This window comes from Pseudoalteromonas sp. S1609 (genome assembly GCF_005887255.1).
Lineage (GTDB): Bacteria > Pseudomonadota > Gammaproteobacteria > Enterobacterales > Alteromonadaceae > Pseudoalteromonas.
In genome coordinates this window covers 1-11,228 of sequence record NZ_PNDJ01000076.1, presented here as the reverse complement: position 1 = coordinate 11,228, position 11,228 = coordinate 1, and the positions used below count along the sequence as shown (strand labels likewise).

At 40.5% G+C, this 11,228-nt stretch carries 9 protein-coding genes; 5 read left to right on the top strand and 4 right to left on the bottom strand.

Going from position 1 to position 11,228, the window contains the following annotated elements; translation table 11 throughout:
- The 5 genes from ftsY to CWB76_RS17085 form a co-directional block, all read left to right on the top strand.
- Window positions 1-1,160: signal recognition particle-docking protein FtsY (gene ftsY, locus CWB76_RS17105; protein WP_138609205.1), on the top strand; the 1,160-nt coding region annotated here is incomplete at its 5' end.
- Window positions 1,161-1,253: 93 nt separating this feature from the next.
- The gene (ftsE, locus tag CWB76_RS17100; RefSeq protein ID WP_138571115.1) at window positions 1,254-1,931 is read left to right on the top strand and encodes a cell division ATP-binding protein FtsE; all 678 of its coding nucleotides are present in this window, start codon (window positions 1,254-1,256) and stop codon (window positions 1,929-1,931) included.
- Window positions 1,928-2,914, top strand: coding sequence for a permease-like cell division protein FtsX (ftsX, locus tag CWB76_RS17095; RefSeq protein WP_138571116.1), 987 nt, complete (start codon window positions 1,928-1,930; stop codon window positions 2,912-2,914). Before ftsE ends, ftsX begins: the two co-directional genes overlap by 4 nt.
- Before the next feature lie 242 nt (window positions 2,915-3,156).
- Window positions 3,157-4,020 (top strand): RNA polymerase sigma factor RpoH, encoded by an 864-nt coding sequence (gene rpoH, locus CWB76_RS17090; RefSeq protein ID WP_008114893.1) that lies wholly within the window; start codon window positions 3,157-3,159, stop codon window positions 4,018-4,020.
- A 337-nt stretch (window positions 4,021-4,357) separates the two neighbouring features.
- Window positions 4,358-6,229 carry a methyl-accepting chemotaxis protein gene (locus CWB76_RS17085; protein ID WP_138609203.1) on the top strand — a complete coding sequence of 624 codons (1,872 nt, stop codon included), beginning with the start codon at window positions 4,358-4,360 and terminating at the stop codon, window positions 6,227-6,229.
- Window positions 6,230-6,287: 58 nt separating this feature from the next.
- Here CWB76_RS17085 and CWB76_RS17080 read toward each other — a convergent pair whose 3' ends face one another.
- From CWB76_RS17080 to gpmM, 4 genes are read right to left on the bottom strand one after another with little or no spacing between them, the layout of a single operon-like run.
- A complete protein-coding gene (locus tag CWB76_RS17080) occupies window positions 6,288-7,040 on the bottom strand; it encodes a divergent polysaccharide deacetylase family protein (RefSeq protein ID WP_138609207.1) in 753 nt (250 codons plus the stop codon).
- 57 nt (window positions 7,041-7,097) lie between these two features.
- Window positions 7,098-8,363, bottom strand: a complete 1,266-nt coding sequence (locus tag CWB76_RS17075; protein ID WP_138609201.1) for a S41 family peptidase — start codon at window positions 8,361-8,363, stop codon at window positions 7,098-7,100.
- A gap of 33 nt (window positions 8,364-8,396) precedes the next feature.
- On the bottom strand, window positions 8,397-9,539 hold the full coding sequence (locus tag CWB76_RS17070) for a murein hydrolase activator EnvC family protein (RefSeq protein WP_138609199.1): 1,143 nt from the start codon (window positions 9,537-9,539) through the stop codon (window positions 8,397-8,399).
- 3 nt (window positions 9,540-9,542) lie between these two features.
- Complete coding sequence (gene gpmM / locus CWB76_RS17065) at window positions 9,543-11,087, bottom strand: 2,3-bisphosphoglycerate-independent phosphoglycerate mutase (protein WP_010391829.1); 1,545 nt, start codon at window positions 11,085-11,087, stop codon at window positions 9,543-9,545.
- Window positions 11,088-11,228 lie beyond the last annotated feature (141 nt).

The window sequence follows — 11,228 nt, the reverse complement described above, 5'->3', positions numbered from 1 at the left end:
CGGCCGCCGTGGCAGCTGACACGGCGCCGCGACCCCCACCGCGTATTGCAGCAGAACAAGCTGAGCATGAGCGTTTAGAGCAACAGCGCATTGCAGCAGAGCAAGCAGAGAATGAACGTTTAGAGCAAGAACGTATTGCAGCTGAAGAAGAGGCTGAACGCCTAGAACAACAGCGACTGACCGCAGAGCTTGCAGAGGAAGAAGCAAAAAAAGCGGAAAAACCTAAAAAAGAAGGCTTTTTCTCTCGTCTTAAAAAAGGCTTACTTAAAACTAGAGTGAATATTGGCTCTGGTTTTTCGTCAATTTTTAGCGGTAAAAAAATTGACGACGAGTTATTTGAAGAGCTAGAGACTCAGTTACTTACTGCTGATCTCGGTGTTGATACCACCATGAAGCTCATTGATAATTTAACTGATGCAGCCGATCGCAAGCAACTTAAAGATGGTGATGCGCTTTATGAGCTTATGAAACAAGAAATGGCAACTATGCTAAAAACAGCAGAGCAGCCTTTAGAAATACCAGCAGATAAAAAACCTTTTGTTATTTTAATGGTAGGGGTAAACGGCGTAGGTAAAACCACCACCATTGGTAAAATGGCCAAGCAATTCCAAAATCAAGGTAAGTCGGTCATGCTTGCTGCCGGTGATACTTTTAGAGCTGCAGCGGTAGAGCAGCTTCAAGTATGGGGTGAGCGCAACAGCATTCCGGTAATAGCTCAACATACAGGTGCTGATAGTGCATCGGTAGTATTTGATGCTTTTCAAGCTGCAAAAGCACGTAATGTCGATGTGTTAATTGCTGATACAGCAGGGCGCTTGCAAAATAAAGATAACTTAATGCAAGAGCTTGAAAAAATAGCCCGTGTAATGAAAAAAGTAGACCCTGATGCACCTCATGAAGTGATGCTGACTATTGATGCTGGTACAGGCCAAAATGCAATTAGCCAAGTAAACCTATTTAATCAATGTGTAGGTTTAACAGGTATCACATTATCAAAGCTTGATGGTACTGCTAAAGGTGGGGTTATTTTTGCCGTTGCCGATAAGTTTAATATTCCTATTCGTTACATTGGCGTAGGTGAAAGTATTGATGATTTACGTACCTTCAAGAGCGATGACTTTATTGACGCGCTATTTAGTCAAGATGAGGACGACGCTTAATTTACCAAAAGGGAGCCTGCTCCCTTTTTAATTGCGAGGAATACCATTTTATTTTAGAGCCTAAGGCTAACAATAAATTGGCAATAATAAAAAATGATAAATTTTCAGCAAGTAAGTAAAACCTATGCCGGTGGACACCGTGCGCTTGAAAAAGTGAACTTTCATATAAAGCCTGGCGAATTGGCCTTTCTAACTGGTCACAGTGGGGCTGGTAAAAGTACACTATTAAAGCTTATTAGCTTAATGGAACGTCCTTCTGCAGGAAACGTGTTTATTAATGGCGTGGATTTAAATAAATTAAATTCCCGTCAAATTCCGTATGCACGTCGCGACATTGGTATTATTTTTCAAAATCATCGATTATTAGAGCGATATACGGTATTTGATAACGTTGCTTTGCCCTTAATTATTGAAGGGACTCACCACAAGCAAATTGCCAAACGTGTACATGGAGCGCTTGATAAAGTGGGCTTGTTAGATAAAGTGCGCTGTCACCCTTCTACACTTTCTGGTGGTGAACAACAACGAGTCGGGATTGCACGAGCCATCGTCAATTCGCCACCTATATTGCTAGCCGATGAACCTACCGGTAACTTAGACCCTGAATTATCAATGGAAATATTACGCCTGTTTGAAGACTTTAATAAACATGGCACCACGGTTTTAATTGCCACTCATGATTTGGGCTTAGTGTCACGGATGAAGTACCGCAGTTTAACGCTTCATGATGGACGAATGAGCCAAGATCCACTGGCTGAGGGGGGATTATGAGTTTACTGTTCAAAAGCCGTCAAAATAGTAATGATAAACAAAAAAAGTCAGTATTCTCTGGCGGTTACTTTTTTATTATTAATATTTTTCGCCAAGGTGTGTACAGCCTAGGAGAAATGTGGCGCACGCCATTGGCTTCAATGATGACCATTGCAGTACTCGGTTTGAGTTTAACCTTGCCCGCTACACTATATTTAGTGGTAAAAAATGTGCAGCAAGTGAGTAGTGGTTTTGAGCAAGCCAGCGAAATATCCTTGTTTGTAAAAGAAAATATGAGCGAGAAAGAAACGCAAACCTTAGTTAAACGCTTAGCGCTATATCCCGAAATACAAACTGTGACTTTTATTTCTCGCACTGAGGCTTTGGATGAGTTCAAAGAAATGTCTGGCTTTGGTCAGGCTTTAGAGTATTTAGATACCAACCCGTTACCGAATGTAGTTTTAGTCACACCAACACAACGACATAGCCAACCTAATGCAGCTAAGCAATTGCTTAAAAAACTTGAAGCCGAACGCGAAGTTGACTTTGGCAAGCTTGATATCGCTTGGCTTGAGCGCCTAAATGCATTACTAAGTTTGTTAAAAGAGAGTGTAATCACGATTGCGCTATTATTACTTACCTCAGTGACGCTTATTATAGGCAATACAATTCGTTTATCTATTATGGATAAAAAAGAAGAAATACAGGTAATGAAGCTAGTAGGGGCAACCAATACCTTTATACACGCTCCCTTTTTATGGACTGGCATTTGGTATGGCGTGATTGGCGGATTGTTTGCCTTTATTTGTGTAGCATTAATGATGTGGTGGCTATCTGCTGCAGTAAGCAGTGTTGCAGGGGTGTATCAAACCAGTTTTACGCTAATAGGGCTTAGTCTTAATGAGTTTGGCGCGTTGGTATTACTTGCTACTAGCTTGGGCTTTATAGGTTCTTACTTATCGGTTAATCGTTACATCTCAGAAATAGAACCCGATAAGGTTTAAGGCCCTAATATAATTCTTAAAACTGTCATGTTTTAAGTTTAAAATAATAAAAAAGCCAAAGCAAAAAGGTTATTTTTTGTTTTGGCTAAATCAATTCATAGGTTATTCAGTCGCCTAGCGTAAACTGACTTAACACTAAAAAAACCACTTGATTTATGATTCAAAAAAGTTTTAAATTCAAGTTAGCACTCTTACTAAAAGAGTGCTAAGATGGTTTCAAATGTTTATCACCGAGGTGAAAAATGAGTAAAGATTTATACGCAATGGCACTTACAGTTGGGCAACAAAGCGCAAGTATGGACGGCTACCTTCAAGCTGTTAGTACTATTCCTATGCTTAAAGTTGAGCAAGAGCAGGAACTTGCAAAAAGACTTCAGGAAGAAGGCGATCTTAGTGCTGCAAAGCAACTCATTATGTCGCATTTGCGCTTTGTAGCGCACATAGCTAAAAGCTACTCGGGCTACGGGTTACCTCAAGCTGATTTAATTCAAGAAGGTAACATCGGACTGATGAAAGCAGTAAAACGTTTTGACCCATCAGTGGGTGTACGTTTGGTTTCATTTGCCGTTCATTGGATTAAAGCCGAAATTCATGAGTTTGTGCTTAAGAACTGGCGTATCGTTAAAGTAGCGACAACCAAAGCACAACGTAAATTGTTTTTTAACTTACGTAAAAATAAAAAGCGTTTAGGTTGGTTTAACCAAGCTGAAGTGAGCACAGTAGCTAGCGAGCTAGGTGTGAGTGAAAAAGAAGTGCGTGAAATGGAATCGCGTATGAGCGGCCAAGACATGGGCTTTGATTTAACTGGCGACGATAATGATGACGCGCCAACTAGTACTTACTCACCGGTACAGTACTTAACCGATGGTTCTGCGGATTTAGCTGACGATATTGAACAGCAACAATGGCAAGAACAGTCACATACGCGTTTGTTTAGCGCCTTGAAAACTCTCGATGAACGTTCTCAAGATATTGTTAGTGCTCGTTGGTTGTCAGACGATAAGGCTACACTGCAAGAGTTGGCTGAAAAATACAGCGTATCAGCAGAGCGTGTTCGCCAGCTGGAAAAAACAGCAATGAAAAAATTACAAAGCGCGATGAGTTAATCGCACTAAAAAATTGATAAAGCCCTGCATGAAAATGCGGGGCTTTTTTTTAACTAAAAAAGCTAACTAAAAAGGTTAATAGAAAGTATCGTTTTTCTTGTTCCGCTTACCTCTAGTCACATCTATGTATCTTTTAATTAAATATACGCTATTTAAAATTAATGAATAAGTTTGGTTTTAATTTAAATACATGATTTTAGTTTGTTTTTAATTTGGGTATATGAAAATATTCGCGCACTTGAGCGACTTGTCACTCAAACCGTAGCCTAAATTAAGTCATTTAATTGCTGTGCTTATTGCCTTTCAATTTCATTTAACGCGAGTATTTACACTCAATATGAACTCATATTCACTAAAGAAAAAAATCTTACTATCGGTGGTTCTTGCCCTAGCTGTTATTATTGTATTGCTGTCGTGGAATAGCTACACCTCTCAAAAAACGTTACTGTTAAAAAGCAGTATTGATAACGTAAGCCAATCAGGTAAGCAACAGGCTGCGAGTATTGAAGATTGGCTAGCTAGTCGTCAGCAGATAATTAAATCGGTTGCGAATAAGGTTGAGGGCAATACGCTCAGCGCACTTCAGCAGGCAGCATTTTCAGGTGGCTTTCAGTTAACATACTTTGGAAGTAACAGCGGAAAAATGACTGACTCTGATCCCAGTATTGATCGCACCGGTTACGACCCGCGCACTCGTCCATGGTATAAACAAGCACAACTCAAAAGTGATACCGTAATTACCAAACCTTATTTAGATACCGCCTATAATCTGTTGGTTGTTTCTATTGCTAAAACCACACGAAGCGGTGTGGTTGCGGGGGATTTGTCGATTGAGACCTTGGTCGATAGCGTCAATACAATGTCTTTACCTGCAGATGGATACGCCATTATGATGCATAAAGATGGCACTGTGATTGCCTATAAAGACGCTAGAAAAGTAATGGCAAATATTACTCAGGTTGATTCTAAAATTAATAACCAAGTAATTTTATCTAATAGTCAAAATAATGAATTTACGCCTGTTTACTTTGAGGGTGAAGGCCGAGAGAAGCTAGTTTGGGGTGAAAACATTAACAATACAGATTGGCAGTTGTTGTTTGTATTGGATAAACAAACTTTAGAGGCTCCGCTTATTAGTTTATTGCTGACTCAATTAGTGCTGGTTGCGGTAGCACTTTTACTGAGTGTGTTGGCTATTTCATGGCTATTGGGTGTATTGCTCGCACCTTTGAGCCGAGTATCGCAAGCTTTATCAACAATTGCAGATGGTAACGGTGATTTAACTCAACGTATAACTGTTGATACGCAAGATGAAGTTGGGGTACTGGCTGATAGTTTTAACCGCTTTGTAAGTAGTCAGCATGAACTGATAAGCCATATTCGCCAGCTAGCAACGGACTTAGACTTTGATGCAGAGAAAAGCCTAATCACTAATCAAAACAGTGTTAGTGAGTTACAGCGTCAGCAACAAGAAGTAGCTATGGTTGCTACTGCGGTCACAGAAATGGCCAGTGCAACCCATGAAATTGCCGCCAATGCAGAAAACACCGCAACCGCATCGCAACAATCGGCGCAAAGTAGTCATGAAGGTAAGCTGTTAGTTGATAAAACCAGAAACACGATTAATTCACTGGCGGGAGAAATAGACCAAACTACCACAGTTATTGGTGAATTAAGTTTGCATGCTCAGGCTATCTCGAGCATTTTGACTACCATTCAAGAAATTGCTGAGCAAACAAATCTCTTAGCGCTTAATGCAGCAATAGAGGCCGCTCGGGCGGGAGAGCAGGGGCGTGGTTTTGCAGTGGTTGCCGATGAGGTGCGTGTGCTATCAAGAAGAACACAAAACTCTACAGCCGAAATTTATACCACTATAGAAACCTTACAAAACACCACTAAAAAAGCCGTGAGCTTGATGGACAGCAGTAAGGGCTATGCCAACAATAGTGTGGATGATGTAAATGCTGCCGCACACGCACTAGAAGAAATTACTTTGGCGGTAAATGAGATTTCTGATATGGCGGGTCAAATAGCGGTTGCAGCAGAAGAGCAAACGCAAGTGACCAATGAAATTACTAGAAATACGGTTGCTATTAAAGATGTAACCGATGAAATAACTACCTCAGCTACCGCGCATTTAAGCCAAGCCGAAGTATTAAAAGACAGAGCTACAGACTTAAATGCTAAAGTAGCAACGTTTATTTTATAAGCAGCATACTTATAATTAAGTTTAATTAACTGTTGGGGTAAGGCGCTCGCTTACTCCATCAGTTTAATGAAATGGCTTGTTGTTGGGCTATTTGCACATACTTACGTTCTACCAGTTGTGATACTGGCACCAATTCAAATCCTTGCTCGGTTAATTGCGGTAAAGCGTGACGTAAAAAGTCGATGGTTTCGGGGTAGGGGTGCGCTATTGCAATGGCAAACTGATATTTAGTTGCTTTTGATTTTAGCTCTTCTAGCCTAAGTTGAAGCTGCTCAGGGGTAGTTATATTATCTAAAAATACATGCCGACCAATATTTTCTACCCCTAAAAAGTTAGCTGCGTTTTGCGCCTGGCTTAATTCGGTTGTTCGGCTATCGAGAAAATACAACTGACGCTTTTTAAGTACTTCCATGGTCCACTTCATTGCTTGGCTTTGCTGAGTGAGTGCAGAACCCATATGATTATTAACCCCTTTAACTTGTGGCAAACTCGCCAGTGCATTACCGAGTGTTTGTTGAAGTTGTGCTTTATCCATATTTAAAGTAAGTGCCCCAGGGCCTAGCTTTTTACCATTTAAAGCTTGCATAGGCACATGCAACAGGAGCTCTTTATTTGACTGACTAGCAAGGGTTGCAAATATTTGAGAATAGGGGGTATGAGGCAAAATTGAATAAGACAATTGCCCAGGTAAACTTAGGAATTCTAGGTCACGTTGATGATAACCTATGTCATCGATCACTATGGCTATTTGTTTGGCTTTAACACCATAGGGTGCAGCAAATAGGATTAAAAAAAGCCCAGCTAACACCATTAAATTTATAATTTTCACGTTTTATAATTTTTATTATCTTTAAATAGTTTACCGTTTTTATTGCATGCTAAGTAGCTGTTTTGCTTTTACTAACTGGATATCGGCTAATTCTTCAGCGTTAAAAACGGTGTTTTGTTCTGATTGTTCATTTTTTATTATAACGGCTTTATTTGTTTGTGGAAGTGTTGTTTGATTAATCGCCACATTTGGAGTTACGCCAATCCCTTCAATAGACTCTCCCAGTGGCGTAAAGTAACGTGCGGTGGTTAGTTTTAAGGCGGTATCGCCGTCGCCTAATGGAATAAGTGATTGCACTGTTCCTTTACCAAACGACTGACTCCCTACTATTTTTGCACGTAGATTTTCTTTTAACGCTGCAGCCAGTATTTCTGCTGCTGAGGCTGAGTTTTCATTAATCAGGACAACAATCGGAGCACCTTTCAAAATATCGCCGCGTTTAGCGTAAAAAGATTGGTTCGAATCATAAAAACGCCCTTTGGTCGTTACAATTAAACCATCTTGAAGAAACAGGTCTGCTACCGCAACTGCACTCTTTAAAGTGCCTCCCGGGTTATCTCGTAAATCAATAATTAGGCCTTTTAATGAATGGCCATAATGGTTTTGCATGGCGGCTATTTGCAAGGCAACCTCATGTAAAGTGTGATTAGAAAAGTTATTAATAGCGATGTAACCGCTACCTGAGTCAAGTAGTTGCTTGGTTACACTCGTTAGCTTAATTTGTTTTCTACTGAGATTAAATATTAGCGGTGTTTGAGTGTTATTACGGGTAATACTTAGCTGTACTTTACCGTTAGCACTGTCTTTGATGTATTGTGCAACTAAATCAATCGGACTATTTTCTACATAGTGCTGATTAACGGTAGTAATTATATCGCCTGAGCGAAGTCCTGCTTGTTTGGCTGGTGAATTATTAAGTACTTTAACAATCGTGGTGCGTTGCTCGATGCTTTTTACTTCTATACCTAGGCCGGTATAGCGACCATTAGTGTTATTAAATAATGCATTTAGCTCATTTTTATCTAAATACTTAGAGTAGGCATCGAGCTTAGAGTATAAGCGTTCAAATTGAGACGAGTTGTATTCAATATACTCACTGTTTTGCAGTGCTAAATCATCAACGTAGTAGGTGTGAATATTAAACAGTATTTCATTTATTTTTTGGCTTTCTAAGTCTTTAACCGAGCTTGCATAGGTAGTATTTATAAAGCCAAAAAGCACTAATAAAAAAAATAAGATAAAACACAAGCAGGGTGCTCGCTTTTTCACAGAAGTTTTTTGTTGGCAAATGTGTGTGTTTATCATAACTGCCTCTAACAGGATGCAGCTATTTTGATATTAAATACGCCTGCACCATTTTATGGGATTAACAGCACGCCCTTTATGACGTATTTCAAAGTATAGACCAGAATCGGCTTGTCCACCGCTTTGCCCAACTAATGCAACACTTTCACCTTCTCTGACCATATCACCCACGTCTTTTAGCAAGGTTTGTGCGTGTCCGTATAAGCTCATAAAGCCTTGGCCGTGGTCGAGTACGATTACCCAGCCATAACCTTTTAACCAATCGGCAAACACTACTTGGCCATTATCAATGCTATTAACAGAAGTCCCTTCAGATGCAGAAATTAATACGCCTTTCCAGTTTATTCCGCCGTGTTTACGTTGACCAAACCTATGCGCTAATTTCCCTTTGCTCGGCCAGTTTAATTTTCCTTTATTACGATTTAAGCCAAGTAGTTCAATTTTTGTGACTTTTTCTTCTTCTTCAAGTTCTTTGATAGTGGCAATCAGAGTTTGTTCGTTTTCTTCTAAATAGCTAATGGAATTTTTGGTTCTATTTAACTGCTTTTTTAGGTTTTGTAAGCTTGCTTGGCGCTCATTTTTAGCCCCAAGAAGTGCTGCTTGTCGTCTTTTTTGTTCCTCAAATAAAGCAACGAGCCTCTCTTTTGTTTTCGCAAGCTCAGCTTGATTTTTTGCAATCTCAACTTGCAGTGCTTTAAGATCATCAAGTTGCTTTATACGAGCTTTATTCAGGTAGTTATAGTAGCTAAGTGTGCGTTCAAATTTGGCGGTATCTTCTTGGTTAAGTAACATTTTTGAATAGTCATCGCTACCTGCCATATAAGCACTTTTTAATTGTGCTGCTAAAATACGTTGAAATTGGGCTTGTTGTTTTTCAAGCTTTGCCGCGCGTTGTTGTTGCTCTGCTTGCTGTTGTTGTGTTTTTTTAACGGATTGCTCAGCCATATTAAGTGCTTTAGCGTTTTTCGCTATAGCGAGCTCATGTGTTTTTAGTTTTTGCTGCTGTTTAGCTATTTCTTTTTGCTGTTGTTGAAACTCAGCTTGGCTTTGCTCTAAAGCAACTTGTACTTGGGATAGGTCTTTTTTGGTACGATCTTCATTAGCCACTGCAACGCCAGTGGCTAATGAGTTTAGTACACATATACACGCAATGATGCGGCATGCGCTTTTATTCATAAATTATTTCAACACCATAATTGGCGAACCTGTCATTTCTGCAGGTTGTTCCAAACCCATTAAATGCAGCATAGTAGGTGCAACATCGCTCAAGGCTTTACCGGTATGCGCTTGTGCGTCACGACCTACATAAATAAAGGGTACTGGCTCGCTAGTATGTGCTGTGTGCGCTTGGCCTGTTTTAAGGTTTGCCATTTGCTCTGCATTACCATGATCAGCAGTTATTAGTGCTTCTCCACCATATTCTTTAAGGGCATCAACTACACGACCAATACAGCTATCTACTGCTTCACAGGCTTTAACTGCCGCCTCAAATACACCTGAGTGGCCGACCATATCGCCATTAGGGTAGTTACAAATAATGGCATCATACTTTCCGCTTTTTATTGCTGCAACGAGTTTATCGGTAAGCATTTGTGAGTTCATTTCTGGCTGTAAATCATACGTTGCTACTTGAGGAGATGGGATAAGCTCGCGAGTTTCGCCGTCAAACTCATTTTCGCGTCCGCCACTAAAGAAAAAGGTAACGTGGGCATATTTTTCAGTTTCTGATATACGTAGCTGAGTTTTACCTTGTTTCTCAAACCATTCGCCAAGTACGTTATTAAGCGGCGTCGGGCCAAAAGCCACTGGCGCATCAATATCAGCAGCGTATTCAGTCATCATCACAAAGGCACTAAGCTCGGGCGATTTTTTCTTATTAAAGCCGTCAAAATCAGGTTCGACAAAGGCGCGAGTGATTTCGCGTGCGCGGTCTGCTCTAAAGTTGGCAAATATAATGGTGTCGCCATCATTTACTTTTACTGATTCGCTACCTTTTGGGGTAATAGTACTTGCTGCTACAAATTCGTCATTTTCATCGCGCTCATAAGCCGCGTTAAGTGCGTTTACGCCATCTTCATAATCAAAGTCGCTTTCACCTAGGGTGATTAAATTATACGCTTTTTCAACACGGTTCCAGCGGTTGTCTCTGTCCATGGCATAGTAACGACCAATTAATGAGGCTAAACGGCCACATTTAAGTTCGCTAAACAAGGCTTCAATACGCTCAATTGATGCTTTAGCGCTGCGTGGGGGAGTATCTCTGCCATCTAAAAAGGCATGAAAGTACACCTCTTTAGCGCCGCGTTTTGCAGCCAATTGTATACTCGCCACAATATGATCTTCGTGACTATGAACGCCACCAGGGCTTAGCAGTCCCATAATATGAACGGCTTTGTTGGCATGAACAGCTTTATCAATGTTTTCAACCAGTGCAGGGGTTGTATCAAATTCGCCATCATCAATGGCTTTTGTGATGCGAGTAAAATCTTGATACACAATACGACCAGCACCTAAATTAACGTGGCCAACCTCAGAATTACCCATTTGACCACCAGGAAGACCCACATCTAAACCCGATGCTGAAATTAATGTATGAGGGCGAGTGGCCCAAAGCTCATCTAATACAGGGGTATTAGCAGCTAAAATGGCATTGCTTTGCTCATCTTCTCTGTATCCCCAGCCATCTAAAATCATTAATACCAGTGGTTTTTTATGCTCTGTCATAGTCACTCCTATTAGGGTCTGTTGACCTTTGCGGATTAAAATTTGTTCAAACTAGGGGCGGTTTAATCGCGGCGCTAGGTTTGTAACCTAGTGGGCTAAGTAAAAACCGAGCAACAAAGAGTAAATCGCCCCTAGGCAGAA

Excerpts from the sequence above, each read along its gene's own strand:
- gpmM (WP_010391829.1), bottom strand. The coding sequence starts at position 11,087 with ATGACAGAGCATAAAAAACCACTGGTATTAATGATTTTAGATGGCTGG.
- rpoH (WP_008114893.1), top strand. The coding sequence starts at position 3,157 with ATGAGTAAAGATTTATACGCAATGGCACTTACAGTTGGGCAACAAAGC.
- CWB76_RS17080 (WP_138609207.1), bottom strand. The coding sequence starts at position 7,040 with ATGGTGTTAGCTGGGCTTTTTTTAATCCTATTTGCTGCACCCTATGGT.
- ftsE (WP_138571115.1), top strand. The coding sequence starts at position 1,254 with ATGATAAATTTTCAGCAAGTAAGTAAAACCTATGCCGGTGGACACCGT.
- ftsX (WP_138571116.1), top strand. The coding sequence starts at position 1,928 with ATGAGTTTACTGTTCAAAAGCCGTCAAAATAGTAATGATAAACAAAAA.
- CWB76_RS17085 (WP_138609203.1), top strand. The coding sequence starts at position 4,358 with ATGAACTCATATTCACTAAAGAAAAAAATCTTACTATCGGTGGTTCTT.
- CWB76_RS17070 (WP_138609199.1), bottom strand. The coding sequence starts at position 9,539 with ATGAATAAAAGCGCATGCCGCATCATTGCGTGTATATGTGTACTAAAC.
- CWB76_RS17075 (WP_138609201.1), bottom strand. The coding sequence starts at position 8,363 with ATGATAAACACACACATTTGCCAACAAAAAACTTCTGTGAAAAAGCGA.